Consider the following 26337-nt stretch of genomic DNA (forward strand, 5'->3'; position numbering starts at 1 on the left):
AGCCTAGAACTGAACGGAGAATCCGCGATGGAATTCCTCACCCTCAGCGCGCTGCCAGCCGGCATGCTGTTCGCGCTCGTCACGTCGATCACGCCCGGCCCCAATAACACGATGCTGCTCGCGTCCGGCGTCAACTTCGGGTTCCGCCGCACGATGCCGCACCTGTTCGGCATCAGCATCGGCGTCGCGATTCTGATGCTCTGCGTCGGCTTCGGTCTCGGCGAAGCGTTCCGTCGCGTGCCGGTCCTGTACACCGTCCTCGAAGCCGCGAGCGTCGCCTATCTGCTGTACCTCGCATGGCGCATCGGCACCTCCGGCGAAGTGAAGGCTCACGGCGCCAAGCCGCGGCCGATGACGTTCATCGAAGCCGCCGCGTTCCAGTGGGTCAACCCGAAGGCGTGGATGATGGTGCTGACCGCCGCGACGACGGTCCGCCTGTCCGCCGACTACGGGATGAACGCCGCGTGGATGTCCGTCGTGTTCATCCTGATCGGCTTCCCGTGCATCTGCCTGTGGGCCGCGTTCGGCCAGGGCCTGCGCCGCTTCCTGTCGAATCCCCGCGCGCTGCGCGTCTTCAACGTGACGATGGCCGTGCTGCTGATCCTGTCGCTGTATCCGCTCGTCGCCCATCTGCTGCCGCAGTAAGCGCTCACAAGCGCCCGTTGAGCTTCACGTGAGGCAGGCGTACCCTTTCGATACGGGCGCGTGCAACCGCTTCGGCGTTGCGCCGCTGCTCTGTATGGAGATTGCCGATGAAGCCAATGCTGAGAGCGGGTGAGCACATCGAAGGGATGCACTGGATCGCCGAGTATCATCCGCTCACGCACGATATCCGCGTGCTGCGCGAGAACATCGAAGTCGGCACTTACTGCGCGCCGCCGACGCTGTTCGGCGACGAGGAGGAAATGGGCGCCGCGAACCACGACGATCATCGCCGCCGGGAAGCCGCGTTGCGCGCGTATCTGCGCAACTTCGTCAAGGAACACGACGCGGAAGAGTAACGGTGCGCCGGCCGGAATGTCGACGGGCCGCGAAGGCGGCCTGGTCTGCTGTCGTGCGTCGGTCGATCTGCTTGCAACTGCCCCGAATCCATCATCACTGGGCCGGCACAACGTACCGGCCCCCGGTCGCTCAATGCCCGAGCGACTCGATCTTGCCTGCCGGCTGCGCCACGCCATGCGGCCGCGCCATCTGCTTGATCAGCAGCGCGACACACGCGAGCACGCCCGCGACGGCGATCGTCGCGAACACGCCCGCGAACGAGAAATGCCGACGCGTCAGCTCGGCGACGAGGAACGACCCCGCGATCCCGCCAAAGCGGCCGACGCCGAGCATCCACGCGACGCCCGTGCCGCGCCCTTCGGTCGGATAGAACGCGGCGGCCAGCGCCGGCATCGACGATTGCGCGGTGTTCATCAGCACGCCGGCCACGAACACCACCAGCACCAGCAGCCCCACGTTGCCGGCCGCCTGCCCGATCGCATACACGCTCACCGCCGTCAGCGCGTAGCACACGGCGATCACGCGGTTTGCGTTGAAGCGGTCCATCAGCACGCCGCACAGCACGGCACCCACGCCGCCGAGCGGGAACAGCGCCGAGATCAGCGTCGCGCTCTTCGGCGTCAGGCCGGCATCCTTCAGCAGGATCGGCATCCAGTTGATCGACGCGTAGAAGATCACGAGGCCCATGAAGTACGCGAGCCACAGCATCACCGAGCCGACGATGTACGAACGCGACAGCACGACGCCGAGACCCTTGCCGCCGGTCTGCGGCGCGGCTTCGGTCAGCGCGAACGAGCCGGCGTTCAGCGCGTCGCGCGAGATGCGGGCGAGCGTGGCGCGGATCTTGTCGATGCCCTGGCCGCTCGCGACCATGAAGCGCACCGATTCCGGCATCTTCAGCAGCAACAGCACGCCGAGCAGCAGCGGCGTCACGCCGCCGAGCACCAGCACGCTGCGCCAGCCGAAATGCGGAATCATCCACGCGGCGAGGAAACCGCCGAACGCGGCGCCGAGCGGAAAGCCGCAGAACATCAGGTTGATCACGGTCGCGCGGCGCTTGTCCGGGCAGAATTCGCCCATCATCGTGACCGCGTTCGGCATCGCGGCGCCGAGCCCGACGCCGGTGATGAAGCGCAGGATGGTCAGGTGTCCGATCGTGTTCGAGAACGCGGACATCAGGCATGCGACGCCGAACAGGAACACCGAGCCGAGCAGCAGCGAGCGGCGGCCGAGCCGGTCGGACAGCGGGCCCGACACGAGCGCGCCGCACGCCAGGCCGAACAGCGCGGCGCTCAACACGGGCGCGAGATCGGGTTTGGTGAGGTTCCATTCGCCGAGCAGCGACGGTGCGATGAAGCCGATCGCGGCCGTATCGAAGCCGTCGAGCAGCACGATCACGAAACACATGAGGAACACGAGCCATTGAAAGCCGCCGAACGGCTGCTCGTTGATGAAGGTCTGGACATCGACCACGGGTGTGCGGTTCATCGCTTGTCTCCTTGTCGGCCGGTGTGGGCGCGTCAGCGCTCGAACCGGTCGCATCCAACATTGATATATATGCAACAAGCGCGGCCTCGTGGCCGCGCCTTTCCTTCGTTCACGCGCCGATTCGCTGCCGGTGCGCTCGTTGATCGTCACGGCTCGCCAGCATCAGCGGCCATGCGATCGGATCGCCGCCGGCACTCGGCCGGCCGTCTTGTGCGGCCCCGCCTAGGCGGCCCCATCCTGTTCTTTAAAGATCTTGTCCGCGAGATGGAACGCGGAATTCGCGGCCGGCACGCCGCAATAGATCGCGGTCTGCAGCAGCACTTCCTTGATCTCGTCGCGCGTCACGCCGTTGTTGCGCGCGGCGCGCAGGTGCAGCGCCAGTTCCTCGCCGCGGTTCAGCGCGACCATCATCGCGATGGTCAGCAGGCTGCGCGTATGGCGCGGCAGCCCGTCGCGGGTCCAGATCTCGCCCCACGCATAGCGCGTGATCAGGTTCTGGAATTCCTCCGTCACCTCCGTGCGGTTCTCGAGCGAGCGATCGACGTGTGCGTCGCCGAGCACCGCGCGACGCACCTTCATCCCTGCTTCATAACGTTGCTGGTCGTCCATTGCCGGTGCCTCATGCAGTCAGGAAATCGAGCAGCGCGCGGTTGAAACCGTCGGTGCACTCGATGTTCGAAATGTGCGCGGCGTCGAATTCGACGTGCCGCGCGCCGGGAATCGCGGCAGCCAGCGCGCGACCCTGGTCGGGCGGCGTCGACATGTCCTTGTCGCCGGTCACGACGAGCACCGGCAGCGCGATGCCTTTCACTTCCTCGCGCAGGTCGGCCGCGTTCAGCGCGTCGCAGTTCGCCGCATAGCCGTCCTTGTCGGTATGCACGAAGGTGTCGCGGATCGCGTCGAACAGGCGCGGCTCGCGCTCGACGAATGCGTCGGTGAACCAGCGCGGCAGCACGGCGCCGGCGAGCGCGGCCATCCCTTCGGCGCGCGCCTTCTGCGCACGCGGCACCCACACTTCCGGCGAGCCGATCTTGGCCGACGTATTCGACAGCACCGCGCGCACGATGCGCGACGGGTAGCGCGCGGCGAGCGCGGCGCCCGTCAGCCCGCCCATCGAGATCCCGCAGAAATGCGCGCGTTCGATGCCGACATGGTCGAGCAGGCCGATCACGTCACCCGCCAGTTGCTCGATCGTGTACGAGCCGGCCGGCGCATCGGAATGGCCGTGGCCGCGCGTGTCGTAGCGCAGGATGTTGAAGTGCTGCGTGAGCGGGCGGATCTGCGGCGCCCACATCTGCAGATCGGCGCCGAGCGAGTTCGAGAAAACGAGCCACGGCGCGTCGTCGCGCGCGGCACGGTCGATCCGGTAATGCAGTTTCACGCCGTTGACAGTGGCGAAAGGCATCAATGTTCTCCTGGTTGTTTCGCGCCCGCGTACAGCGCGAGCACGGCGTCGACGTAGGCCTGCGCCTCGCCGACGTAATGTGCGGGATCGAGCAGCCGCGCGAGCGCGTCGCGCGACAGGTGGGCCGATACGGTTGCGTCGGCCGCGAGCACGTCGAACAGCGTCGCGCCGGTGCGCACGGCTTCCTTCGACGCATGTTCGACGACGTGGTGCGCATCGAGCCGGCCGATCTTGTCGCCGAGCGCGAGCATCACCGCTTCGCCGAGAATCAGCCCGTGCGTGAGGTCGAGGTTCGCGGCGAGGCGTTCGGTGTTGACGTCGAGGCCCGCGACGATCTGCGCGACCTGCGCGAGCGCGCCGCCCGTCAGGCGGGCGAGATCGGGCAACGCGTCCCATTCGGCCTGCCAGCCGCCGAGCGCGCGCTCGTGCTCCTGCACCATCCCCGCGAACACGGTCGCAACGAGGTTCGGCGCACGCACGGCAGCCGTCAGCACGGCCGCGCAGCCGACCGGGTTGCGCTTGTGCGGCATCGTCGACGAGCCGCCCTTGCCGGCCGCCGCCGGTTCGCCGAGCTCGCCCACTTCGGTCTGCATCTGCAGCGACACGTCGCGCGCGATCTTGCCGAGCGTGCCGGTCAGCATGCCGAAGCACGCCGCGGCTTCCGCGATGCGGTCGCGCTGCGTATGCCACGGCACGGCCGGCAGCGCGAGATTCAGGTCGGACGCGAGCGCGGCGCTCACGCCGGCCGCATGCTCGCGCAGGCTCGCGAGCGTGCCGGCCGCGCCGCCGAACTGCAGCACGAGCAAACGCTCGCGCAACTCGGCGAAACGCGTGCGATGGCGCAGCAGCGCGTCGAGCCACTGCGCGAATTTGAGGCCGAGCGTGATCGGCAGCGCCTGCTGCAGCCACGTGCGGCCGATCATCGGCGTCGCGCGATGCGTGCGCGCGAGCGCCGCGAGCGACGCACAGGCTTCGTCGAGCATCGGCTCGAGCACGTCGAGCGTGTCGCGCAACTGCAGCACGGTCGCGGTATCGATGATGTCCTGGCTGGTCGCGCCCCAGTGCACGAACTTCGCGGCCTCGGGGTCGTCGGCCTTCACTTGCGCGGTGAGCTGCTTGACGAGCGGAATCGCGAGATTGCCGCCGAGCGCCGCGCCGTGCGCGAGCGCATCGGCGTCGAGCCGGCCGGCGTCGCACGCGCGTTCGATCGGCGCGACCGCGGTGGCGGGAATCACCTGCTGCGCCGCGAGCGCACGCGCGAGCGCGGCCTCGACGTCGAGCATCCGCTGGATCGTCGCGCGGGGCGACCAGATCCGGTTGAGCGGCTCGGTGCCGCAGATCAGGGAGGTCAGGCGGGCGCTGTCTTCGAGCATGGCATCAAGATGGGGAAACGGCGTGCGCCTATTGTCTACCCAAGCGCGCCGGCGTGCGCCCGAATGCGCGCACCGGCACGCTTGCCGTTCAGGCGGCGGCCTTCTGCGTCGCGTCGATCAGCGGCACGCCGGTCAGCTTCTGCAATTCGTCGAACGACAGGTCGGTGAAGATCTCGCTCACCGCGAGGCCGTCGGCCGTCACGTCGAGCACGGCCAGATCCGTATAGATGCGGCTCACGCATTGCACGCCGGTGACCGGATACGAGCACTGCGCGACGATCTTGCTCTCGCCCTGCTTCGTCAGGTGCTCCATCATCACGAACACCTGCTTCGCGCCGATCGCGAGGTCCATCGCGCCGCCGACGGCCGGGATCGCGTCGGGCGCGCCCGTATGCCAGTTCGCGAGGTCGCCGCTCGCCGACACCTGGAATGCGCCGAGCACGCAGTAGTCGAGATGGCCGCCGCGCATCATCGCGAACGAATCCGAGTGATGGAAATACGCGCCGCCAGTGAGCAGCGTCACGTGCTGCTTGCCGGCGTTGATCAGTTCGTCGTCTTCCTCGCCGGGCGCGGGCGCCGGGCCCATGCCGAGCAAGCCGTTCTCGCTGTGCAGGAAGATCTCCTTGCTCGGGTCGAGGTGGTTCGCCACCAGCGTCGGCACGCCGATGCCGAGGTTCACGTACGCGCCTTCGGGGATGTCCTGGGCGACGCGCTTGGCCATTTCATCGCGGGTCAGTCGTTTCATGTCGATTTTCTCCAGGCGGGTCAGGCGGCTTGCGATGCAGCGTGTTCGGCGGCCAGCTCGGCCGCGTGCGCGGCCTGCGGCACCTCGACGACGCGCTGGACGAAAATGCCCGGCGTCACGATGTGTTCCGGGTTCAGCGCGCCGAGCGGCACGACTTCCGACACCTGGACGATCGCGACCTTCGCGGCGCTGGCCATGATCGGCCCGAAATTGCGCGCGGTCTTGCGATACACGAGATTGCCCCAGCGGTCGCCCTTGTACGCCTTCACCAGCGCGAAATCGGCGTGAATCGGCGTCTCGAATACATACGGCTTTCCGTCGATCACGCGCGTTTCCTTGCCTTCCGCGAGCTTGGTGCCGTAGCCCGTCGGCGTGAAGAAACCGCCGATGCCGGCGCCCGCCGCACGGATGCGCTCGGCGAGGTTGCCTTGCGGCACGAGTTCCAGCTCGATCTCGCCCGCGCGGTACAGCGCGTCGAACACCTGCGAGTCGCTCTGGCGCGGGAACGAACAGATGATCTTGCGCACCTTTTTCGCCTTCAGCAGCGCCGCGAGGCCCGTCTCGCCATTGCCCGCGTTGTTGTTGACGATCGTCAGGTCGCGCGCGCCCTGTTCGATCAGCGCGTCGATCAGCTCCGACGGCATGCCGGCCGTGCCGAAACCGCCGATCATGATTGTCGCGCCATCGTGGACGTCGGCGACCGCCGACTGAAGCGATTCGAAAATCTTGTTGACCATGTCTCTTCCTGATGCGAACCCGCGGCTCGTGCGCGGCCTGTCGAGGGGACACGCGCGTGCCGCGTGCCGCGCCGGAGGCCTTCGTCGACCCTCGGCATTTGTTCGCTAATCGAACCTAGATTCGATTAGCGAACGATGAGCCGATCATAGGGGCGCGCACAGCGCATTGTCAAGGCGGGTTCCCTCGGGGGCCGTCGCGTCTTCGAACGGCAGGCCGACGTAGTTTTCGGCGAGCGACTGCGCGGCGGCTCGCGAGCGCGTCACGTATTTCAGCTCGGCAAACTTCAGGCGATTGACGAACGGCGAATCGTCCGGCGACGCGTGCAACATGTTCGTCATGAAGTACGAGAAGTGCTCGGCGCGCCACACGCGTTCGAGGCAGGTCGCCGAATAGCGCTCGAGCGGCGTCGCGTCGCCCGTCCGGTAGCGCGCGCCCAGCGCGCGGGACAGCGCGCGGACGTCGGCCACCGCGAGATTCATGCCCTTCGCGCCGGTCGGCGGCACGATGTGCGCGGCGTCGCCGGCGAGGAACAGACGCCCGTGCTGCATCGTCTCCGACACGAAGCTGCGCATCGGCGTCACGCTCTTCTGCGTGATCCGGCCCTCGGTCGGCGTCCAGCCGGTGTCGTTCGAGAAGCGCGTGTGCAGCTCGTCCCAGATGCGCGCGTCGGACCATTGAGCGAGATCCTCGTCGGGCTTGCACTGCAGGTACAGGCGCGTGACCGTCGGCGAGCGCATCGAGAACAGCGCGAAACCGTTGTCGTGATGTGCGTAGACGAGCTCGTCGAGCGACGGCGCCGCGTCGGCGAGGATGCCGAGCCACGCGAACGGATAGACGCGCTCGAACGTCTTCAGCCGCTCGGCGGGAATCGTCTGGCGCGCGATGCCGTGGAAGCCGTCGCAGCCGGCGATGTAATCGCAGTCGATGCGGTCCGCACGGCCGTCCGCGTGCTTGAACGTGACGAACGGGTGCTCGCTTTCGACATCGTGCAGCGCGACGTCGCTGACTTCGAATTGCATCTGATGGCCGTGTTCGACACCGGCCGCGATCAGGTCGCGCACGACTTCGTGCTGGCTGTAGACGGTGATCGCGCGCCCGCCGGTCAGTTCGGATAGGTCGATGCGGTGCCGCTGGCCGTCGAACAGCAGCTCGATGCCGTGATGTTCGAGCCCTTCGCGGCGCATCCGGTCGCCGAGGCCGGCTTCGTTCAGCGTGTCGACCGTGCCCTGCTCCAGCACGCCGGCGCGGATGCGGTTCTCGCAGTATTCGCGCGAACGCGCTTCGACGAGGATCGAATCGACGCCTTGCAGGCGCAGCAGATGGGAAAGCAGAAGGCCGGACGGACCGGCGCCGATGATCGCGACTTGGGTGCGCATTGTTCGTCTCCAGAACATTGGTTCGAGTAATGAAACACATTTCAGCGCTTTCCCGACTATGCGGCAACGCGATTCAGGAGATATGTTGTATACGTTCTGGAGATACCGGCCCGGCGATGGATGCGCTCGATCTGAACCTGATTCCCTACCTCGTCGCCCTCGACGACGCTCGCAACGTGAGCCGCGCGGGCGACCTGCTCGGCGTGAGCCAGCCACGCGTGAGCACGGCGCTCGGCCGGCTGCGCGAGTACTTCGGCGATCCGCTGTTCGTGCGCACGTCGCGCGGGATGGAGCCGACGCCGCGCGCGCTCGCGTTGCTGCCGGCCGCCCGCGACGCGCTCGCGCAGATCGAGCGCGGCCTCGTCGCGCCGCACGATTTCGATCCGGCCGCGAGCACGCATACGTTCTCGATCGCGCTGTCGGACGTCGGCGAGATCGTGTTCCTGCCGAAGCTGCTGCAGGCGTTCGCGACGCATGCGCCGCACGCGAACCTGCGTTCGGTCTCGCTCGCGCACGACGAAGTCGGACGCGGCCTCGAGGCCGGGTCGATCGATCTCGCGGTCGGCTACTTCCCCGATCTCGACGGCAACAACTTCTTCCAGCAGCGGCTGTTCACGCACCGGTTCGTCTGCCTGATGCGGCGCGGCCATCCGTTCGAGCAGACGCCGCCGTTCACGGTCGAGCAGTTCCTTGCGTGCGGACACGCGGTGGTGCGCGCCGAGGGCCGCAGCCAGGAGGTGCTCGAGAAATATCTGGCGAAGCAGCGCATGCAGCGCCGCGCGGTGCTCGAGACGCCGCACTTCATGAGCCTGCCGTTCATCCTGAGCCGCACCGATCTGATCGCGACGGTGCCGCACGCGATCGGCTATGCGTATGCAGCCGAGCACGCGTTCATCGTGCCCGTCGAGCCGCCGCTCGCGCTGCCGCGCTTCGACCTGAAGCAGCACTGGCACCGCAAGTACCACAACGACCCGCGCACCGCGTGGCTGCGCGGCGTCGTCGCGTCGCTGTTCAACGACGAGCAGGACGAATGGCCGAAGTGAAGAAGCACGCGCGGCGGCCCGCACGCACGACCGGCGAAAGCATGAAACAATGCCCGGATATCGGCCGCCGCAGGCGGCCTTCGATGGAGCCACTAGATGGGTAAGGGAAAGAAATCCGCGCAGCCCGAGGCGGTCGCCTCCCGGCCGAGCCGTGAAGAAGCCGAAGACGCCGTGCGCGTGCTGTTGCGCTGGGCCGGCGACGATCCCGCGCGCGAAGGCCTGCTCGACACGCCCGCACGCGTCGTGCGCGCATACGAGCAGTTCTTCGCCGGCTATGCGCTGGAGCCGCGCGACATCCTCGCGCGCACGTTCAGCGAGGTCGACGGCTACGACGAAATGATCGTGCTGAAGGACATCCGCTTCGAGAGCTACTGCGAGCATCACATGGTGCCGATCATCGGCCGCGCGCACGTCGCGTATCTGCCGAACCATCGCGTCGTCGGCATCTCCAAGCTCGCGCGCCTCGTCGACGCATTCGCGAAGCGCCTGCAGATCCAGGAAAAGATGACCGTGCAGATCGCCGACACGCTGTTCGACGTGCTGCAGCCGAAGGGCGTCGGCGTGATCCTCGAAGCCGCGCACCAGTGCATCTCGACGCGCGGCGTGCACAAGCCGGGCGTCGAGATGGTCACGTCGCGCATGCTCGGCACGTTCCGCACCGATCCGTCGACCCGTCGCGAATTCCTGTCGATCGTCGCGAATCCTTCCTCGGTCAACCTGACGAATACCTGATGGAGCAGACGAAGCAAACGGCGCACGCGCCCGTCGTGCTCGTGACCGGCGCCGCACGCCGGGCCGGGCGCGCGTTCGCCGAGTATTTCGCCGCGCACGGCTATCGCACCGCGGTGCACTACGACCGTTCGGCCGATGCCGCGCAGGCCGCCGCCCGCGCGATTGCCGAACGCGGGCACGATTCGGCGGCGCTGCGGGCCGACCTGTCCGATGCCGCGCAGATCACCGCGCTGATCGACCAGGTCTACGCGCGCTTCGGGCGTCTCGACGTGCTGGTCAACAACGCGTCGGTGTTCTGGCAGGACCATTTCCCGAGCTTCGATCTCGCGGCGTTCGACCAGGCATGGGCCGTCAATTGCCGCGCGCCGATCCTGCTCACGCGCGCGTTCTACGAGCGAGCCCGCGCGGCCGGCACGCAGGGCGTCGTCGTGAACGTGGTCGACCAGAAGATCAAGGAAAACTTCCACCGCGACCATTTCAGCTACACGGTCGCGAAGGCCGCGCTCGGCAACCTGACGCAGATGCTCGCGCTGTCGTCCGCGCCGGTGCTGCGCGTGAATGCGGTATTCCCGGGGCTGATGCTGCCGAGCGATGACCAGACGCAAGCCGACTTCGAACACGCGAGCCGCGCCTCGACACCGCTCGCGCGCATCGCGGGCCCCGACGACGTCGCAAGCGCGATCCTGCTGCTGACGGGCAATGCGTACAACGGCGTGGATTTCGTCGTCGATGCGGGCCAGAACCTGATCCGCGTCGACCAGGACGTGCTGTACAAGCACCGCTCGCCGGACGGCAAGCACTGACGCATGCGGCGCGCGCCGGGGAACCGGGCGCGCCGCCCGCCGCGTTACGGCTTCTCGGCGCTCCCGCCTTCGCGGACCTTGCCCTGCGCGACGCTCGTGCCGGGCGGCACGCTGTGCGTGAGCCACACGTTGCCGCCGATCACCGAGCCGCGCCCGATCGTCACGCGGCCGAGAATCGTCGCGCCCGCATAGATCACCACGTCGTCCTCGACGATCGGGTGCCGTGCATTGCCCTTCACCAGCGCGCCTTCGCCATCGGCCGGGAAGCTCTTCGCGCCGAGCGTGACGGCCTGGTACACGCGCACGCGCTCGCCGATGATCGCGGTTTCGCCGATCACGACACCGGTGCCGTGGTCGATGAAGAAGCTCGGGCCGATCTGCGCACCCGGATGGATGTCGATACCGGTGGCCGAGTGCGCGATTTCATTGATGAACCGCGCGAGCAACGGCACACCGAGTTGGTGCAGCGCGTGCGCGAGCCGATGGTGCATCATCGCGAACACGCCGGGGTAGCACAGCAGGATCTCGGTGATGTGCTGCGCGGCCGGATCGCCCGCGTACGCGGCCTGGATGTCGCTGACGAGCAGCGCGCGGATCGCCGGCAACTGCCGGCCGAATTCGCGCGCGATCTCGAACGCGCGTTCGTCGAGCTCGGCGAACGGCGTATCGACGTGCTGGGGCAGGAACGGCAACGCGCGGCGGATCTGCTCGGACAGGATGCGCAGCGTGCTTTCGAGCGTGTGGCCGACGTAGTAGTCGACGCTTTCGTCGGTCAGGTCGGGCGCGCCGTAGTGCGTCGGAAACATCGACGCGCGCAGGCCGGTCACAATCTTGCAGATCGCATCGCGCGACGGCAGTTCGCGGATGCCACGCGGATGGCGCGTGCGATGGAGTTCCTCGCGCGATTCGCGCAAGCCGGCGACGATTTCTTCGAGGCCCCACTGACGGGCGGCTGATGTCGACATAGGCCAAAGCGGGCAGCCGCGCTCGGTCGCGCGGCCGCTAATAAAGTGACGGGTTCCGCAAGATTACCGCGTTTTTTGTCCGCGAGCGGCACCCCGGGGATCGGCCGGACGGCCGACGCCGTACGCGCGCGACGGCATCACATCGAGATGCTGCTCGCGTCGATCCAGCGCACGGCCCAGTCGCGCGCGTGCGCGATCGCGTCGCCTTCGTCGTTGAACTGGAGCTCGATCGGGAAAAAACGGTTCGCCACGAGTTCCCCGTCGCTCGATCGGGAGATCACGACGTAGGGCTTGAACGAACCGTCACTGGCGCGTGCGGGCGCGCAATTCAACAGATAACCGCGGTGCGTGAAGGCAGTAGTCGCTTGCATGAGTCCGCCACCTCTAGTCCCTTGCTTTGTTGTTCGCTACCCGTCTTTGAGGGTGCTGCGGCGCCCCGGCGCGGGCAGAGGCGGCGAGACTTCATCCCCTGTCGCCGCTTCGCAGGAAAAGAATCATACTCTGTAGGAAACGCGTCTTCTAGCTGAAATAAATCATGACAAATCAGTGCGCGCCGCGCGACCGCGGCGATCGCCCGCGCGCCTTTTCCCGTCGTGCCCGGAACGGGATTTGCTTCGATCCGGAGCGTGTCGCCGCCAGGAGAGCCGCGATGGAATCATCCGCTCAAACAGGCCGTGCGCATCCGCGCAGTATCGAACTCGACAACGACGCCACCCACGACAGCACGGTCGATACCGACGGCAAGAACCGCGAAGCCGCGCGCGTCGCCGGGGCCGGGCCGATCTCGCCCGACCAGGTCACGCGCAGCAATGCGTCGCTCGTCAATGCGATGCCGGAAGCCGGCGACGGCCTCGCCGGTTTCGACAGCCGCCCCGACGGCAACCATCCGGCGTTCGCGTTGCGCGCCGGCTACGTGGTGATCGAGAAAGGCTTCGACACGCCGCCCGCGGGCGACGCGCCGTTCGGTCCCGTGCACCGGATGTACGGCAGCGCGTACTGGCCCGGCCACGGCCGCCGGCCGGAGCGTGTCATCGAGCTGACGGCCGTGCCGAAATAGCCGGCGCGGCGTTTGAATCGATCGTTCGTTTGGGAATCGCCGTCGGCCGCCGACGGCGATCGACGGCGGTGCATCGGCGCGTGCGACCGGACCGCGCGCCGATACTCGCTCGCACGATGCCGAAGTGAACGATGCCGCGCATTGGCATCGGCCTTCGCAATTCATGCATGCCGCGCATCGCATCGACGCACATGCATTGACCGAAGTCATGGCGCCCCGGCGCGATTGCGATTGAATGGCGATACGTGCGGCGCATCGGCGTGATCGCCGTGCCGGGTCGATGCGCGCGCATGCGTTTTCGCCAATGAGGCGGCCACCGCATGTCCGTTCACGAACTGAACAGGGACAGCGCGGCACGCGACACCTCGCTGCACGATCGTGCACGTTGGTTTACTCTGCCTCGCAGCATCGCGCATTGCCCGGCCCGATCGGCCATCCGGCCGACTTCGTTCCAACCCGCCACTCGGAGACACTATGTACAAGCGTATTCTGGTTGCCGTCGACGGCAGCGACACGTCCCGCCACGCGTTCGACGCCGCGCTGGCGCTCGCGAAAGCGCACGGCGCGGAGCTGCAGCCGTTCTACGTCGTCGAGAACGCCGCGATCTACTACAACGTGCCCGGCTACGATCCGTCCGTGCTGCGCGATCAGCTCGTCGCACAGGGCAACGCGCTCGCGCAGGATTTCGCGAAGCGGATGCAGGCCGCCGGCGTGAAAGGCGAAACGCGGCTGAACGAAGCGACGTCGCTCAACGACGTATCGTCGCTGATCCTCGACGGCGCGAAAGCGTTCGGCGCCGATCTGCTCGTGCTCGGCACGCACGGCCGCCGCGGCTTCCGCCGCCTCGTGCTCGGCAGCATCGCCGAACAATGCGTGCGCCACGCGACGCTGCCCGTGCTGCTGATCCCGGCCGCCGCCAACGCGGATGAGCCGGCTGCGTGAGCGGCGTTCGGCACGCGCGGCCGGTCGCGACGTTTTGTCACCCGACAGCGGCAACTTGCGGTGGGACAATGATTTCGTCGATTCAACGCCGGAGTAAACGATCATGCTGACGCCCGTCGCCACCCGCCCCGCCGCCACGGCCCATACCGGTAGCTGGGCTCCCCGCCAGGCCGCACACTGCTCGTCGTGCGCGATGCGGCACCTCTGCATGCCGCAGGGCCTGGCGCCCGAAGCGCTCAGCCGCCTCGAGTCGGTCATCTGCGCGGCTCGCCCGGTCAAGCGCGGCGAAGCGCTGTTTCGCGAAGGCGACGCATTCGACAACCTGTACGCGGTGCGCTCGGGTTCGCTGAAAACCGTCGCGACGCGCCACGACGGCCGCGAACAGGTCACGGGCCTGCACCTCGCCGGCGAAGCGCTCGGCCTCGACGGCATCTGCGACGATACGCACCCGCGCACCGCGGTCGCGCTGGAAGACAGCTCGGTGTGCGTGATTCCGTACAGCGCGCTCAAGGCGCTGTGCTCGGAAGCCGGCTCGATGCAGTTGCGCATGCACAAGCTGATGAGCGAACAGATCGTGCGCGAAACGTCGCAAACGATGCTGCTCGGTTCGCTGAACGCCGAGGAGCGCGTCGCCGCTTTCCTGCTCGACGTCTCGTCGCGCTACCTGAAGCGTGGCTACTCGCCGTCGGAATTCAACCTGCGGATGACGCGCGAGGACATCGGCAGCTATCTCGGCATGACGCTCGAAACGGTCAGCCGCACGCTGTCGAAATTCCAGAAGCGCGGCCTGATCGAAATGCAGGGCCGCCACGTGCAGATCGTCGACTTCGACGGCCTGCAGCACGTCTGACGCCGCCGCTCAATCGAGAAACAGCGCGGCACGCGCCTTCAGCGCCGCGCTGAAATCGTCGAGCCAGCCGATCGACAGACGCCAGCTCTGCCAGTACAGATCGATGTCGATGGTTCGCCCGCGCGACATGTCGATCAACTCGCCCGCCGCCAGTTGGCGGTCGACCATCCGGTCGGGGCACATCCCCCATCCCAATCCCGTTTCGCACGCGCGCAGGTAACCCGCGACGTGCGGTATCCAGTGCTGCGGCGGATCGAGATCCGCGCGCGTCACGCGCCGGATGAAACGCGCCTGCAACCCGTCCTTCGGATTGAACATCACGCACGGCGCGCGGCGCAGCGCATCGCGCGTGATCCCCGCGTCGAAATAACGTGCGTAAAACGCCGGCGAGCACACCGCGCGATAGCGGATCCGCCCGAGCCGCTCCGACCGGCACCCCTGGATCGGCTCGGCCTGTGCGGTCACCGCCCCCTGCACGCTGCCGTCGCGAATGCGCGACGCCGTGTAATCCTGATCGTCGATCACGAGGTCGAGCAGCGTCTCGCGCGCCGTGCAGAACGGCCCGACCGCGTCGATGAACCACGTCGCGACGCTGTCGTCGTTGACGGCCACGCGCAACGTCGGCCACGCGCTCGCGATCTGGCCCGGCAATGCCGGCATCCGGCCGCCCAGTTCGGCTTCCAGCAACTGCACGCGTTCGGTATGCCGGCACAGCAGCGCGCCCGACGTGGTCGCGACACACGGCTGCCCGCGCTTGACGAGCACGCTGCCGACCCGCTCCTCCAGCAGCTTCACGCGCTGCGACACGGCCGACGGCGTGACGTTCAGCTCCTTGGCCGCCCGCTCGAACGAGCCGTGCCGGATCACGGCCGCGAGGGCATCGAGCAACGCGTAGTCGAGCATTAGATTTCCTTAATCCGCATTAGGTGATTTAGCTTCTCTTATTTCCGTGCTGATCGCAGACTACCGCTACCCGATTCGTTCGTCCACTGCTTCCACGGCTTTCCCCCCCAATCATGAACTGGCTCGCTTTTTCCCACGGCGCCGCACTGTGCGCGTCGCTCATCGTCACCATCGGCGCGCAGAACGCGTTCGTGCTGCGCCAGGGCATCATGCGCTCGCACGTCGGCAAGATCGTGCTGCTGTGCGCGGTGTCCGACATGATCCTGATCGGCGCGGGCGTCGGCGGCGCATCGGCGCTCGTCGAGCGCTATCCGACCTTCGTTCATGCGGTGCTGTACGTCGGCCTCGCGTACCTTGCGTGGTTCGGCATCAACGCGCTGCGCCGGGCGTTCAAGCCGGGCCACGACACGCTCGACGTGCGCGGCGACGCGGTCGCGCCGCCGCCGCAGGGCGCGCTCGCGATCGTGCTGATGACGCTCGCGTTCACGTGGCTCAACCCGCACGTGTATCTCGACACGTTCCTGCTGATCGGCACGGCCGGCGCGCGCGAGCCGGAAGGCGCGCGGCTCGCGTTCGCGATCGGCGCGATGACGGTCAGCGTCGTGTGGTTCCTCGGGCTCGGCTATGGTGCGCGATTGCTGGCGCCGTGGTTCCGCAAGGCGGTCGCGTGGCGCGTGCTGGATGGCGCGATCGGCGGCATGGTGCTGTTTCTCGCGGCCGTGCAGTTGCGCTGACCGAACCGTCCCGCGCACGGGCGGCGGTCTGCCGCCCGTCTTTCCCCCGCTCCGCCGTAATACCGGGGCAGTCCGCCCCCTTCCGTCGCGCACCCGTCGCAAAAAATTCGCTCCCGATCGAACGCAGCCGCACGGAGCGCTCACGCAGCGGACACGGTATCCGCCATCTGCCGCAAACCGTCCACCATCGCGGCGGCGCGCCGCCTGCACGAATCGAAGCGATCGGCGAGAATGTCCGGTGTCCCGCGACCATGGCGGAACCGCACCGCGCACCCTGCCGTCCCGCCGCGATCGCTTCGACCCATCCCGCAGTTCAATCCCGTTACCCGCAGTTATCGGAGAGGAACATGGCACATCGCACCCTCGGCACATCCAGCATCCAGGTTTCGCCGCTCGCGTTCGGCGGCAACGTCTTCGGCTGGACCGTCGATGAAAACGCATCGTTCGCGTTGCTCGACGCGCTCGCCGACACCGGCATCAACTTCATCGACACGGCCGACGTCTATTCGGCGTGGGTTCCCGGCAACCACGGCGGCGAATCGGAAACGATCCTCGGCAAGTGGCTGAAGCGCTCCGGCAAGCGCGAGCAGGTCGTGATCGCGACCAAGGTCGGCATGCTCGGCGCGCGTGCCGGGCTGTCGAAAGACAACATCCTGAAGGCTGCCGACGATTCGCTGCGCCGCCTGCAGACCGACTACATCGACCTGTATTTCTCGCACCGCGATCTCGCCGACACGGCCCCGCTCGAAGAAACGCTCGGCGCGTATCAAACGCTGATCGAAGCGGGCAAGGTGCGCATCATCGGCGCGTCGAACTACAGCGGCGCACGCCTGCGCGAAGCCGCCGCCATCAGCGCGCGCGACGGGCTGCCCGCGTATCAGGTCATCCAGCCGGAATACAACCTGCTCAACCGCGCCGACTACGAACGCGATCTCGAACCGGTCGTGCGCGACCTGAAGCTCGGCGTCGTCAACTACTACGCACTGGCGAGCGGGTTCCTGTCGGGCAAGTATCGCAGCGCGGCCGACCTGAAGAAGAGCGTGCGCGGCGATCGCGTCGCCGGCTATCTGAACGAACGCGGCCTGCGCATCCTCGCGGCGCTCGACGCCGTGTCGGCGAAGCACGGCACGCAGCCGGCCGCGATCGCGCTCGCATGGCAGATCGCGCGGCCGACGATCACCGCGCCGATCGCGAGCGCGACGTCGCTCGAGCAGCTCGAACTGCTCGGCGAAGCGATCCGCGTCAAGCTCGATCAGGACGACATCCGCCAGATCGACGAAGCCAGCGCGCCGTGAGTCCGTGGCGGCGGCAGGCAGACCGGGAAAACGGCGTTGCGGTTCTGCGGCCTGCCTGCGATGCGCGCGGGATGGATACAATGGCGGACATCCGATGGCCGCGCAGCTCGATCGGGATTCTTCGCGCCGAATCCACGTCGCATAAAAAACCACCGATGATCCACCTCGCCCGCCGCTCCCGGCATGCCCGTCCGCTCGCCGCAACGATTGCCGCGCTGCTCGCCTGCGCACCGGCCGTGTCGTTCGCGGGCTGGTACGAAATCGCGAACTACACCGGCACAATCGGCAACGCGCCGGTGCACGTGTCGCTGCAGACCTACGACACCCTCAACCGCAACGACGCGGGCCGCTGGCGCGTCGACGGCAGCTACTACTACGACACGCATCGCAAGCCGATCCCGCTGCGGGGCCAGCGCGAGTCCGACGGCCGCCTGACGCTGTGCGAAGCCTCGTCGCCCGCGTCTAACGCCGACTCGCCGGTCGTGCCGGCCGCGTCGCCGTCACGGCCGAAGCCCTGCCCGATCGTGCTGAACGTCGTCGGCAAAACGGCGACCGGCACGTGGGACGACGGCCGCAACGCGCTGCCGATCACGCTGAGCCAAGGCGGGCGGCTGAACGACACCGACGACCGGCACCCGCAGCTCGACGGCAGCGTCGATATCCCGATGTGGTATCGCACCAAGACGCACATGCTGGTCGGCGTCTACGCGCTGTCCGACAAGTGCGGCGTGGCGATGCAGTCGCTGCGGGCCGTGAACATCGCGACGGGCCGCGTCGATCGCACGATCGCGCTCGACTGCGACGCAGGCATGGTGATGACGTCGATCTACGCGAACGTCGCCGACGCACAGCGGCCGGGCCACGTGAGCGTCGAGTTCCGCGGCGGCAAGATGGGCTACACAGAGGACGTGCCGCTCGGGTTGCCGTCGTCTTCATCGAAGTCGAAGTAAGCCGGCAACGCCTGCCCCAAAGCCGCATACGCGTCTTGACTCGCACGGCCGCTTTCGTTGACCTGGACGGACATCGGCCACGCAACCGCCCGCCGCGCCCCACTGCAAGCGCATTACGCGCGTGCCCCGGGTCTTTCACGGATTGACCGCGGCGTTCGGCGTGCCCGAGACTGCCCCGCTCGGGCCGTCATCGGGAGAACGTCATGCCGGACACCAGCACGGAGATCGCCACGATCTCGACGCGCGCCGTACGCGGCGCCGAGCGCGTCGACTTCTGGGTCGACCATGTCGCGCGCACGCTCGTGCGGATCGAATGCAGCGGAAGGTCGTCCGAGGGGATCGACGCGTCGCTGCGCAGACGCGATCTCGGGCTGTTCCGCGCATGCGACATCGTCGCAAACCGGCACGCGGTCGTGCGCACGCCGCACAACATCCACGCGGACCAGCGCGACGCCGTGTTCATCTGCCTGATGCACGAGGGGCACGGCTATACGTTCCAGGACGTCGACTGCATGCAGCACGGGCCCGGCGACCTCGTGCTGTACGACACGTCGATGCCGTACGGTCACGGCTTTCCCGCCGACATGGCGATGACCGTGCTCGACGTGCCGCGCGACGTGTTCGAGGCGCGCGTCGGCCCGTGGCGCTATCGCAGCCTCGTCAAGATCGACCGCGGCGACGGCGTCGCGTCGTGGGCCGTGCGGCAGGTGTATGCGCTGCTCGCCGCGCCGCCGGAGCCGACGCCCGACGCGCGCGAACGGCGCGCCGCCGCAATCCTCGATCTCGTGCAGTCGATGCTGCGGCTGCACGACGGCGACGCGTCGCCGACGAAGTCGACGGTCCACACGCTGTCGCGCGCGAAGGCGTTCATCGACAGCCATCTTGCCGACGACGACCTCGACAGCCGGTCGGTCAGCCGTGCGATCAACCTGTCGCCGCGCCAGCTCGCGCGCGTCTTCGAGATCGAGGGGATGCCGCTCACGCGCTACATCCTCGCGCGGCGGCTCGAACGCTGCCGCGCCGACCTGCGCGACCGGTCGCTGAGGCACCTGACGGTCAGCGAGATCGCGTTCCGCTGGGGCTTCAACAACAGCGCGCACTTCAGCCGCAGCTATCGCGCGCGGTTCGGCGAGACACCGAGCGACACGCGCGCGCCGGCCGCGGCGTGCTAGGGTCCGTTCACGCCAATAACGGGCTTGCGTTGGCCCGTTTCCCGCTCGCACCGCCGCTTGTTGCGATGTCCCGGCGAGGCAAGCACGGCGTCCGCCTCGGGCAAATGGGGCCGCAACCTGCTCGCTAAGCTGACTTCGTGCGCGGCGGCACTCGTTCCGCCGCCCGACAGCCAGGAGAAGAAGCGGGATGGAGACGTACGACCACATCGTCGTCGGCGGCGGTTCGGCCGGCTGCACGGTTGCGCACCGGCTGGTGAAGGCCGGCCGGCGCGTGTTGCTGCTCGAGGACGGCCCGAAGGACGACAGCCTGTTCATCCGGATTCCGGCGACGTTCATCCGCGTGCTCGGCACGCAACGCACGGTCACGTTCGAGAGCGAGCCGCAGCCGGGCGCGGCGGGACGCAAGACCTACGTGCCGCAGGGCCGCACGCTCGGCGGCGGCAGCTCGGTCAACGCGATGCTGTACGTGCGCGGCACGCGCGACGACTACGACGACTGGGCCGCGCTCGGCTGCACCGGGTGGGGATGGGACGACGTGCTGCCCGTGTTCAAGCGCGCCGAATCGCATCTGCGGCTCTCGGAGCCGTACCACGGCACCGACGGGCCGTTGAAGGTCGGCGACACGCGCTTTCGGCATCCGCTGAGCCTCGCGTTCGTGAAGGCCGCGCAGGAAGCCGGCATCGCGTACAACGACGACTTCAACGGCGCCGCGCAGCATGGCGTCGGCTTCTATCACACGACGATCTTCGACGGGCAGCGCGGCAGCACCGCGGCCACCTACCTGGCCGACGCGATCGCCGATCCGAACCTTCGCGTGCTGACAGGCTGCCGCGTGACGCGCATCCGGTTCGACGGCCGCCGCGTGAGCGGCGTCGAATGGTGCACCGCGAGCGGCGCGACGGGATCGGCCGCCGCGCGCGCCGACGTCGTGCTCGCGGCCGGTGCACTGAGCACGCCGAAGCTGCTGATGCTGTCGGGCATCGGCCCCGGCGCGCACCTGCACGCGCACGGCATCGACGTGCTGCACGACAGCCGCGACGTCGGCGCGCACTACCAGGATCACCTCGAGGTATCGATCTACGGCCGCAGCGATGCGCCCATCAGCCTGCTGGGCGAGGATCGCGGGTGGCGGGCGTTGCGGCACGGGCTGCAATGGCTGATGTGCCGCACGGGCCTGCTGACGTCGAACGTCGTCGAATCGGGCGCGTTCGTCGACACCACCGGCAGCGGCCGCCCGGACATCCAGTTCCACGTGCTGCCGACGCTCGTCGGCGACGTCGACCGCGAACCGCTGCCCGGCCACGGCCTGTCGATCAACCCGTGCCTGCTCCGCCCACGCTCGCGCGGCTCCGTTCGGCTGCGCGGCAACGATCCGGCCGCGCCGATCCAGTTCGACAGCGGTGCGCTGTCGGATCCGGCCGACGTCGACGGCCTCGTGCGCGGCGTCGCGCTCGCGCGGCGGATCCTCCGCGCGCCGTCGCTCGCGTGCATCGTCCGCGAAGCCGAGCCGCTGACCGATGCCGCACTCGCCGACTACGTGCGGCGTCGCGCGAAAACCGTCTATCACCCGGCCGGTACGTGCCGCATGGGCAGCGACGCGCACGCGGTCGTCACGCCGCGTCTCGCGGTGCGGGGCGTCGACGGATTGCGGATCTGCGATGCCTCGGTGATGCCGCGCATCGTGTCCGGCAACACGAACGCGCCGACGATCATGATCGCGGAGCGCTGCGCCGAGTTCATGCTGACAGCGTGACGCGATGCGCGTGCGCTGCACCCCACCGCGCCGAAAACGAAAGCGGCGCGTGATGCACGCGCGGCCGCCGAATCATCCGCAAGCCGGCGTCACCCCACGGCCTCACGCGCCGCATCGCGCAGCGCCATCGGCGACGCGCCGTAGCGCTCGCGGATCGCGCGGCTGAAGTGCGCCTGGCTCGAGAACCCCCAGCGAAACGCGATCTCGCCGACGCTCGTCTTGCGTAGCCGCGCATCCGTCAGCTCGCGATGCGCGTGCGACAGCCGCTCGGACCAGATGTGCTGCGTGATCGACTCGCCTTCGGCCGCGAAGAGGCGACCCAGATGCCGCAGCGACAGCCCGACCGCATCGGCGACGGCTTGCGGCGCAAGCTCCGGCTCGCCGAGATGCGTCGCGATGTACTGCTTTGCGGTCAGCAGGTACGACAGCGACGCGCGCGATGCGCCCGCGCCGTTCACTTCGGTATCGATGAGTTCCGCGACCAGCGTGCGCGCATGCTCGGCGAACCGCGCGGCGTCGCGCTCGATGGGCGCCTTCATGAACCGCTCGACGCTCGTGCGCAACGTCGCGCCGAGCATCGCGCCCGCACCCGGCTTCGGCGCGATCCGCAGCGGCAGCGCGGCCAGCTCCGCATCGAGGCGGTCGTCGAACGTCGTGATCGGGATATCGATCAGCAGCTGCCGCATCGGCGTCAGGAATCCGAATAGATAGGGCACGCGCGTGTCGTAGACGACGACATCGCCGGCTTCCGCGAGCAGGCAGCGGTCGCGCTGGATGAAATACGCGCGCCCGCTGACGATCTGGCACGCGAACAGCGACTCCTTCGGCAACTGGCGCACCAGCGCGGGGCCGCGCTCGATCACGTGATCCTGCCCGCTGATGTCCGCGATGCCGAGGCCCGGCAGCGCGATGTCGGTCTTCTCGACTTCGAGCCCGGCCGGCGACAGCGACGAGCAGCGCAGGCCGACCAGCGTCGCCGCGTTGAACGCATCCCAGTACGCCATCCTGTCGCGCGCCGGCACGTCGGCCGTCGAGCCTCGCGTGCATGAAAGAACGGTCGAATTCGTCACGTCGCCTCCTGCTGGCGCCAGTCGTGCGGAGCGGCACCGATCGGGGAATGGTTCGTCTGGATCTTGGTGCGATGCAATGTCCGGCGCGATCAAGCAATTCGTCCAGCCCAGTCAAGAGCGGCGCGCACCGGCTGACTAAAGTCGAGCCCACGACAACCCATACAAGGAGACAGACCGTGGTCGACCAAGCCGTATCCGAATTCTGGCAAAACATCCCGGCGATTGCCAATCCGTTCAAGCCCGATGCGCTCCCCGAAGCCTACATCCCGAACGCGGCCACCGACGACGAGCGCTATTACGTTCCGTTTACCGAAACGGTGTCGTCGCGGCCGCTGTGGATCTCGCCGTCGCAGAACAAATGGTGCGACATCCTGATGGCGAAGGAAGCCGGGCTCGTGAACCGGCACTATCACCCGCACGAGGTGTTCGCGTACACGCTGTCCGGGAAATGGGGCTACCTGGAACACGAATGGACCGCAACGCGCGGCGATTTCGTCTACGAGACGCCGGGCGAAGGCCACACGCTCGTCGCATTCGATCACCCCGAACCGATGCGCGCGTTCTTCATCGTCAAGGGCCCGCTGATCTGGCTCGACGAAGAAGGCAATCCCGACGGCTACTTCGACGTGCATTCGTACATCGCGATGTGCAAGGCGCACTACGAGAAGGTCGGCCTCGGCGCGCAAGCGATCGAGAAACTGTTCCGCTGACGCGCGGCGAGGCTCACGATGACATCCCCTCCCTCTTCCGGACCTGCTTGGACGTACGAGAACAGGCTGCTGCTGATCCTGTTCATGACGTTCGGCTTTGTGTTCTTCGACCGCCTCGCGCTGTCGTTCTTGTTCCCGTTCATGTCGGCCGAGCTGCACCTGACGAACACGCAGCTCGGCATGGTGTCGTCCGCGCTCGCGCTCACGTGGGCGCTGTCGGGTGCTGCGACCGGCGCGTGGTCCGACGCGCGCGGCACGCGCAAGCCGCTGCTGATCGCGGCCGTGCTCGGCTTTTCCGTGTGCTCGGCGCTGTCGGGCCTCGTCGGCGGCTTCGCGAGCCTGATCGCGTTTCGCGCGCTGATGGGTATCGCCGAAGGCCCCGTGCTGCCGCTGTCGCAATCGCTGATGGTCGCGAGTTCGACGCCGAGCCGACGCGGGCTGAACATGGGCCTGCTGCAGGGCTCGGCCGCTGGCCTGCTCGGCGCGATGATCGGCCCGCCGGTCGTGATCGGCATCGCCACCGCATACGGCTGGCGCGAGGCGTTCTACGTGTCGTGCGTTCCGGGCTTCCTGATCGCGTTCGGCATCTGGCGCTGGGTGCGCGAAATGCCGCCCGGCGGCGCGCGCCACGCGCAGGCCGATACCACCGCGGTACCGGCCGCACGCGGCGCCGACGTCAGCCGCTGGGCATTGCTGAAGGAACGCAACATCCTGCTCTGCGTGCTGATCAGCTGCTTCTTCCTCACGTGGTTCGTCGTGATCATCTCGTTCGCGCCGGTGTTCCTCGTGGAAAGCCGCCACCTGTCGCCGTCCGGCATGGGCGTCGTGATGACCTGCCTCGGCGCCGCGTGGGTGTTCTGGGGCTTCGCCGTGCCGGCGATCTCCGACCGGATCGGCCGCAAGCCGACGATGATCGCGTTCGCGCTGATCGCAGCCGTGTGCCCGGTCGTGCTGATCCATGTCGGCCCGGTGTGGGCGCTCGGCGCGCTCGTGTTCGTCACGTACACGGGGCTGGGCTGCTTCACGCTGTTCATGGCGACGATCCCGGCCGAAACGGTGCCGCCGCGCGCGATCGCGAGCGCACTGGGGCTGATCATGGGCGCTGGCGAGCTGATCGGCGGCTTCGTCGCGCCGACCGTCGCCGGCTTCGCGGCGGACAGGTATGGCCTGCAGTTCGCGATGTGGACGTCGACCATCGGCGCGATCCTCGCGTGCGTGCTGTCGTTCGGCCTCGTCGAAACCGCGCCGGCCGTGCTGCGCAAGCGCGCGCTGGCAGGCGCCACCGCCGGCCGCCTCGACACGCAGAACCTCGGAGGACGCTGACATGCGCGCACTTCAATGGCATGGCGCGCGCGACGTCCGTCTCGTCGAAATCGACACGCCGCGCATCGGGCCAGGCGACGTGCGCATCGCGGTCGCGTATTGCGGCATCTGCGGCAGCGACCTGCACGAATACGCGGACGGCCCGCACGCGATTCCGGTCGACGCGCCGCATCCGCTGTCGCGCCGCACCGCGCCGCTGACGCTCGGCCACGAGTTCTGCGGCACCGTCGTCGAAGTCGGCGAACGCGTGACGACGCTGCGCACCGGCGACCGCGTCGCGGTCGAGCCCGAGTATCGCTGCAGCCAGTGCGCGTACTGCCGCTCGGGGTCGTACAACCTGTGCGTGTCGATGGGCTTCGCCGGGCTGATGGGCGACGGCGGGATGGCCGACTTCGCGGTCGTGCCGGCCTACATGCTGCATCGCCTGCCCGACGGCGTGAGTCTCGAACAGGCCGCGGTGATGGAGCCGGCCGCCGTCGCGCTGCACGCGCTGCGGCGCGCCGAACTGCGGCTCGGCGACACCTGCGCGGTGTTCGGGCTCGGGCCGATCGGCCTGCTGCTGATCATGCTCGCGAAGCTGCAGGGCGCGACGACGATCGTCGCCGTCGACGTGTCGCCGGAACGGCTCGCGGCCGCCACGCGCTTCGGCGCGACGCATGCGTTCGACCCGCGCGGGCTCGATGTGTCCGCGTTGCAGGACGCGATTCGCGCGGCCACGGGCGGGCTCGGCGTCGATACGAGCTTCGAGGCGGCCGGATTGCAGGTCACGTTCGAATCCGCGATGCAGGCGCTGCGCAAGGGCGGCCGCGTCGTGATGGTCGGCCTGATGCCGCACGCGGGTTTCGACGCGTTCCGCGCGGTCAACGACGAGCTGACCTTCACCGCGAGCGTCGGCTATCGGCATGCGTACGAAGACCTGCTGCGCATCGTCGCGTCGGGCGCGCTCGACCTCACGTCGATCGTCACGCGCACCGTGTCGCTCGAAGACGCCGTCACCGACGGCTTCGACGCGCTGCTCGCCGACCGCGCGCAGATCAAGATCCTCGTTTCACCCGCGCAGCGGCCGGCCCGCCGCGCATCCACCCTCGGGAGTGTCGAGCATGAGTCGTCAGTGGACGTTTGAAGGGCAGTCCGTCGTCGTGACGGGCGGCACGTCGGGGATCGGCGCGCGCACCGCGCTGCGGTTCGCGCAGGCCGGCGCATCGGTCGTCGCCCTCGGGCTCGATGCGGCCGGCCCGCATGCGCCAGTGCATGCCGGCGTCCGGTGCGTGGAGCTCGACGTGGCCGACGGCGCGGCACTGACGCGCACGATCGCCGCGCTGCCGCGGCTCGACGTGCTCGTCAACGGCGTCGGCATCAGCCGCCACGCGGACGAATACCGAATGGACCAGTTCGAGCGCGTGCTGAACGTGAACCTGACGTCGGTGATGCGAGCATCAGACGCCGCGCTGCCCGCGCTGGCGGCCCACGGCGGCAGCATCGTCAATATCGCGTCGATGTACACGTACTTCGGCAGCAGGGACCGGCCCGCGTACAGCGCGAGCAAGGGCGGTATCGCGCAGCTCACGCGTTCGCTCGCGCAGGCGTGGGCCGATCACGGCATTCGCGTGAACGCGGTCGCGCCGGGCTGGATCGACACGCCGCTCAGCAGCGGGCTGATGGCCGACACGCAGGCGTCGCGACGGATCCTCGAGCGCACGCCGCTCGGGCGCTGGGGCACGGCCGACGAAGTCGCGGAAGTGATCCTGTTCCTGTGCTCGCCCGGCGCGTCGTTCGTCACCGGCGCGATCGTGCCGGTGGACGGCGGGTATTCGACGGTGTAGCACACGACGCTTGACGCATCGGCGCGACCCGCCGATGCCCGTTGCACATCGCGATTCCCTTCGATTGTCGCTGAACCGGGTTCAC

At 68.1% G+C, this 26337-nt stretch carries 28 protein-coding genes; 17 read left to right on the forward strand and 11 right to left on the reverse strand.

Going from position 1 to position 26337, the window contains the following annotated elements; all coding sequences use genetic code 11:
- Positions 1 to 27 precede the first annotated feature (27 nt).
- The gene (locus C5F75_RS30770) at positions 28 to 645 is read left to right on the forward strand and encodes a LysE family translocator (protein ID WP_059581272.1); all 618 of its coding nucleotides are present in this window, start codon (positions 28 to 30) and stop codon (positions 643 to 645) included.
- A 107-nt stretch (positions 646 to 752) separates the two neighbouring features.
- Positions 753 to 1001, forward strand: a complete 249-nt coding sequence (locus C5F75_RS30775; RefSeq protein WP_059581274.1) for a hypothetical protein — start codon at positions 753 to 755, stop codon at positions 999 to 1001.
- A 130-nt stretch (positions 1002 to 1131) separates the two neighbouring features.
- On the opposite strand, the gene C5F75_RS30780 is transcribed toward C5F75_RS30775, so the two are convergent.
- From C5F75_RS30780 to pobA, 7 genes are all read right to left on the reverse strand, one after another.
- Positions 1132 to 2490: an MFS transporter gene (locus C5F75_RS30780; protein WP_060968130.1), complete on the reverse strand. Its 1359-nt coding sequence runs from the start codon at positions 2488 to 2490 to the stop codon at positions 1132 to 1134.
- 222 nt (positions 2491 to 2712) lie between these two features.
- On the reverse strand, positions 2713 to 3099 hold the full coding sequence (pcaC, locus tag C5F75_RS30785; protein WP_059581279.1) for a 4-carboxymuconolactone decarboxylase: 387 nt from the start codon (positions 3097 to 3099) through the stop codon (positions 2713 to 2715).
- A 10-nt stretch (positions 3100 to 3109) separates the two neighbouring features.
- Complete coding sequence (gene pcaD / locus C5F75_RS30790) at positions 3110 to 3895, reverse strand: 3-oxoadipate enol-lactonase (RefSeq protein WP_104013230.1); 786 nt, start codon at positions 3893 to 3895, stop codon at positions 3110 to 3112.
- On the reverse strand, positions 3895 to 5268 hold the full coding sequence (locus tag C5F75_RS30795) for a 3-carboxy-cis,cis-muconate cycloisomerase (RefSeq protein WP_104013231.1): 1374 nt from the start codon (positions 5266 to 5268) through the stop codon (positions 3895 to 3897). Before C5F75_RS30795 ends, pcaD begins: the two co-directional genes overlap by 1 nt.
- An 88-nt stretch (positions 5269 to 5356) precedes the next feature.
- Entirely contained in the window at positions 5357 to 6013 is a 657-nt protein-coding gene (locus C5F75_RS30800) for a CoA transferase subunit B (protein WP_059581289.1), read from the reverse strand.
- Between the two features lie 20 nt (positions 6014 to 6033).
- Positions 6034 to 6750, reverse strand: a complete 717-nt coding sequence (locus tag C5F75_RS30805; RefSeq protein WP_034205770.1) for a 3-oxoacid CoA-transferase subunit A — start codon at positions 6748 to 6750, stop codon at positions 6034 to 6036.
- A gap of 144 nt (positions 6751 to 6894) precedes the next feature.
- Positions 6895 to 8127 carry a 4-hydroxybenzoate 3-monooxygenase gene (gene pobA / locus C5F75_RS30810; protein ID WP_059581292.1) on the reverse strand — a complete coding sequence of 411 codons (1233 nt, stop codon included), beginning with the start codon at positions 8125 to 8127 and terminating at the stop codon, positions 6895 to 6897.
- A gap of 116 nt (positions 8128 to 8243) precedes the next feature.
- Between pobA and C5F75_RS30815 the strand changes: the two genes are divergently transcribed.
- The 3 genes from C5F75_RS30815 to C5F75_RS30825 all read left to right on the forward strand — a co-directional run bounded on the left by C5F75_RS30815 (position 8244) and on the right by C5F75_RS30825 (position 10705).
- On the forward strand, positions 8244 to 9170 hold the full coding sequence (locus C5F75_RS30815; RefSeq protein WP_006482291.1) for a LysR family transcriptional regulator: 927 nt from the start codon (positions 8244 to 8246) through the stop codon (positions 9168 to 9170).
- Positions 9171 to 9266: 96 nt separating this feature from the next.
- Positions 9267 to 9902, forward strand: coding sequence for a GTP cyclohydrolase I FolE (gene folE / locus C5F75_RS30820; RefSeq protein ID WP_059645050.1), 636 nt, complete (start codon positions 9267 to 9269; stop codon positions 9900 to 9902).
- On the forward strand, positions 9902 to 10705 hold the full coding sequence (locus C5F75_RS30825; protein ID WP_089465889.1) for an SDR family oxidoreductase: 804 nt from the start codon (positions 9902 to 9904) through the stop codon (positions 10703 to 10705). The genes folE and C5F75_RS30825 overlap by 1 nt, the downstream gene beginning before the upstream one ends.
- A 44-nt stretch (positions 10706 to 10749) precedes the next feature.
- On the opposite strand, the gene epsC is transcribed toward C5F75_RS30825, so the two are convergent.
- Together epsC and C5F75_RS30835 are read right to left on the reverse strand one after the other, a co-directional pair.
- Positions 10750 to 11670, reverse strand: coding sequence for a serine O-acetyltransferase EpsC (epsC, locus tag C5F75_RS30830; protein WP_089465888.1), 921 nt, complete (start codon positions 11668 to 11670; stop codon positions 10750 to 10752).
- 137 nt (positions 11671 to 11807) lie between these two features.
- Entirely contained in the window at positions 11808 to 12041 is a 234-nt protein-coding gene (locus C5F75_RS30835; RefSeq protein ID WP_006480138.1) for a hypothetical protein, read from the reverse strand.
- A gap of 278 nt (positions 12042 to 12319) precedes the next feature.
- Here C5F75_RS30835 and C5F75_RS30840 point away from each other — a divergent pair, with 278 nt between their 5' ends.
- From C5F75_RS30840 to fnr, 3 genes are all read left to right on the forward strand, one after another.
- Positions 12320 to 12727, forward strand: a complete 408-nt coding sequence (locus tag C5F75_RS30840) for a DUF3005 domain-containing protein (protein ID WP_059581302.1) — start codon at positions 12320 to 12322, stop codon at positions 12725 to 12727.
- Positions 12728 to 13201: 474 nt separating this feature from the next.
- Complete coding sequence (locus C5F75_RS30845; RefSeq protein ID WP_059581304.1) at positions 13202 to 13669, forward strand: universal stress protein; 468 nt, start codon at positions 13202 to 13204, stop codon at positions 13667 to 13669.
- Between the two features lie 103 nt (positions 13670 to 13772).
- The gene (fnr, locus tag C5F75_RS30850) at positions 13773 to 14519 is read left to right on the forward strand and encodes a fumarate/nitrate reduction transcriptional regulator Fnr (protein ID WP_059581308.1); all 747 of its coding nucleotides are present in this window, start codon (positions 13773 to 13775) and stop codon (positions 14517 to 14519) included.
- A 9-nt stretch (positions 14520 to 14528) separates the two neighbouring features.
- Here fnr and C5F75_RS30855 read toward each other — a convergent pair whose 3' ends face one another.
- A complete protein-coding gene (locus tag C5F75_RS30855; RefSeq protein ID WP_059581311.1) occupies positions 14529 to 15422 on the reverse strand; it encodes a LysR family transcriptional regulator ArgP in 894 nt (297 codons plus the stop codon).
- A 113-nt stretch (positions 15423 to 15535) separates the two neighbouring features.
- On the opposite strand from C5F75_RS30855, the gene C5F75_RS30860 reads away from it, so the two are divergent.
- The 5 genes from C5F75_RS30860 (at position 15536) to C5F75_RS30880 (ending at position 21326) form a co-directional block, all read left to right on the forward strand.
- Positions 15536 to 16156, forward strand: a complete 621-nt coding sequence (locus tag C5F75_RS30860; protein ID WP_059581314.1) for a LysE/ArgO family amino acid transporter — start codon at positions 15536 to 15538, stop codon at positions 16154 to 16156.
- Positions 16157 to 16503: 347 nt separating this feature from the next.
- The gene (locus C5F75_RS30865) at positions 16504 to 17451 is read left to right on the forward strand and encodes an aldo/keto reductase (protein WP_059581317.1); all 948 of its coding nucleotides are present in this window, start codon (positions 16504 to 16506) and stop codon (positions 17449 to 17451) included.
- A gap of 155 nt (positions 17452 to 17606) precedes the next feature.
- Complete coding sequence (locus C5F75_RS30870) at positions 17607 to 18401, forward strand: hypothetical protein (RefSeq protein ID WP_059581320.1); 795 nt, start codon at positions 17607 to 17609, stop codon at positions 18399 to 18401.
- Between the two features lie 203 nt (positions 18402 to 18604).
- On the forward strand, positions 18605 to 19573 hold the full coding sequence (locus C5F75_RS30875; protein ID WP_060011764.1) for a helix-turn-helix domain-containing protein: 969 nt from the start codon (positions 18605 to 18607) through the stop codon (positions 19571 to 19573).
- A 187-nt stretch (positions 19574 to 19760) separates the two neighbouring features.
- A complete protein-coding gene (locus tag C5F75_RS30880; RefSeq protein ID WP_059581325.1) occupies positions 19761 to 21326 on the forward strand; it encodes a GMC family oxidoreductase in 1566 nt (521 codons plus the stop codon).
- Positions 21327 to 21415: 89 nt separating this feature from the next.
- On the opposite strand, the gene C5F75_RS30885 is transcribed toward C5F75_RS30880, so the two are convergent.
- Positions 21416 to 22396, reverse strand: coding sequence for a helix-turn-helix domain-containing protein (locus C5F75_RS30885; protein ID WP_059581328.1), 981 nt, complete (start codon positions 22394 to 22396; stop codon positions 21416 to 21418).
- A 176-nt stretch (positions 22397 to 22572) separates the two neighbouring features.
- Between C5F75_RS30885 and C5F75_RS30890 the strand changes: the two genes are divergently transcribed.
- Genes C5F75_RS30890 through C5F75_RS30905 form a run of 4 tightly spaced genes read left to right on the forward strand, consistent with a single transcriptional unit; the run spans position 22573 to position 26252 of the window.
- On the forward strand, positions 22573 to 23106 hold the full coding sequence (locus tag C5F75_RS30890) for a 2,4'-dihydroxyacetophenone dioxygenase family protein (protein WP_059581331.1): 534 nt from the start codon (positions 22573 to 22575) through the stop codon (positions 23104 to 23106).
- A gap of 18 nt (positions 23107 to 23124) precedes the next feature.
- The gene (locus C5F75_RS30895) at positions 23125 to 24429 is read left to right on the forward strand and encodes an MFS transporter (protein WP_059581334.1); all 1305 of its coding nucleotides are present in this window, start codon (positions 23125 to 23127) and stop codon (positions 24427 to 24429) included.
- 1 nt (position 24430) lies between these two features.
- Positions 24431 to 25552: a 2,3-butanediol dehydrogenase gene (locus C5F75_RS30900; RefSeq protein ID WP_059581336.1), complete on the forward strand. Its 1122-nt coding sequence runs from the start codon at positions 24431 to 24433 to the stop codon at positions 25550 to 25552.
- Complete coding sequence (locus C5F75_RS30905; protein ID WP_059581339.1) at positions 25530 to 26252, forward strand: SDR family NAD(P)-dependent oxidoreductase; 723 nt, start codon at positions 25530 to 25532, stop codon at positions 26250 to 26252. The genes C5F75_RS30900 and C5F75_RS30905 overlap by 23 nt, the downstream gene beginning before the upstream one ends.
- Positions 26253 to 26337 lie beyond the last annotated feature (85 nt).

The sequence above is a fragment of the Burkholderia anthinoferrum genome, from assembly GCF_002925705.1.
GTDB lineage: Bacteria > Pseudomonadota > Gammaproteobacteria > Burkholderiales > Burkholderiaceae > Burkholderia > Burkholderia semiarida.

Coding starts and splice junctions, on each gene's coding strand:
- C5F75_RS30770 (WP_059581272.1), top strand. CDS start 28: ATGGAATTCCTCACCCTCAGCGCGCTGCCAGCCGGCATGCTGTTCGCG.
- C5F75_RS30775 (WP_059581274.1), top strand. CDS start 753: ATGAAGCCAATGCTGAGAGCGGGTGAGCACATCGAAGGGATGCACTGG.
- C5F75_RS30780 (WP_060968130.1), bottom strand. CDS start 2,490: ATGAACCGCACACCCGTGGTCGATGTCCAGACCTTCATCAACGAGCAG.
- pcaC (WP_059581279.1), bottom strand. CDS start 3,099: ATGGACGACCAGCAACGTTATGAAGCAGGGATGAAGGTGCGTCGCGCG.
- pcaD (WP_104013230.1), bottom strand. CDS start 3,895: ATGCCTTTCGCCACTGTCAACGGCGTGAAACTGCATTACCGGATCGAC.
- C5F75_RS30795 (WP_104013231.1), bottom strand. CDS start 5,268: ATGCTCGAAGACAGCGCCCGCCTGACCTCCCTGATCTGCGGCACCGAG.
- C5F75_RS30800 (WP_059581289.1), bottom strand. CDS start 6,013: ATGAAACGACTGACCCGCGATGAAATGGCCAAGCGCGTCGCCCAGGAC.
- C5F75_RS30805 (WP_034205770.1), bottom strand. CDS start 6,750: ATGGTCAACAAGATTTTCGAATCGCTTCAGTCGGCGGTCGCCGACGTC.
- pobA (WP_059581292.1), bottom strand. CDS start 8,127: ATGCGCACCCAAGTCGCGATCATCGGCGCCGGTCCGTCCGGCCTTCTG.
- C5F75_RS30815 (WP_006482291.1), top strand. CDS start 8,244: ATGGATGCGCTCGATCTGAACCTGATTCCCTACCTCGTCGCCCTCGAC.
- folE (WP_059645050.1), top strand. CDS start 9,267: ATGGGTAAGGGAAAGAAATCCGCGCAGCCCGAGGCGGTCGCCTCCCGG.
- C5F75_RS30825 (WP_089465889.1), top strand. CDS start 9,902: ATGGAGCAGACGAAGCAAACGGCGCACGCGCCCGTCGTGCTCGTGACC.
- epsC (WP_089465888.1), bottom strand. CDS start 11,670: ATGTCGACATCAGCCGCCCGTCAGTGGGGCCTCGAAGAAATCGTCGCC.
- C5F75_RS30835 (WP_006480138.1), bottom strand. CDS start 12,041: ATGCAAGCGACTACTGCCTTCACGCACCGCGGTTATCTGTTGAATTGC.
- C5F75_RS30840 (WP_059581302.1), top strand. CDS start 12,320: ATGGAATCATCCGCTCAAACAGGCCGTGCGCATCCGCGCAGTATCGAA.
- C5F75_RS30845 (WP_059581304.1), top strand. CDS start 13,202: ATGTACAAGCGTATTCTGGTTGCCGTCGACGGCAGCGACACGTCCCGC.
- fnr (WP_059581308.1), top strand. CDS start 13,773: ATGCTGACGCCCGTCGCCACCCGCCCCGCCGCCACGGCCCATACCGGT.
- C5F75_RS30855 (WP_059581311.1), bottom strand. CDS start 15,422: ATGCTCGACTACGCGTTGCTCGATGCCCTCGCGGCCGTGATCCGGCAC.
- C5F75_RS30860 (WP_059581314.1), top strand. CDS start 15,536: ATGAACTGGCTCGCTTTTTCCCACGGCGCCGCACTGTGCGCGTCGCTC.
- C5F75_RS30865 (WP_059581317.1), top strand. CDS start 16,504: ATGGCACATCGCACCCTCGGCACATCCAGCATCCAGGTTTCGCCGCTC.
- C5F75_RS30870 (WP_059581320.1), top strand. CDS start 17,607: ATGATCCACCTCGCCCGCCGCTCCCGGCATGCCCGTCCGCTCGCCGCA.
- C5F75_RS30875 (WP_060011764.1), top strand. CDS start 18,605: ATGCCGGACACCAGCACGGAGATCGCCACGATCTCGACGCGCGCCGTA.
- C5F75_RS30880 (WP_059581325.1), top strand. CDS start 19,761: ATGGAGACGTACGACCACATCGTCGTCGGCGGCGGTTCGGCCGGCTGC.
- C5F75_RS30895 (WP_059581334.1), top strand. CDS start 23,125: ATGACATCCCCTCCCTCTTCCGGACCTGCTTGGACGTACGAGAACAGG.
- C5F75_RS30900 (WP_059581336.1), top strand. CDS start 24,431: ATGCGCGCACTTCAATGGCATGGCGCGCGCGACGTCCGTCTCGTCGAA.
- C5F75_RS30905 (WP_059581339.1), top strand. CDS start 25,530: ATGAGTCGTCAGTGGACGTTTGAAGGGCAGTCCGTCGTCGTGACGGGC.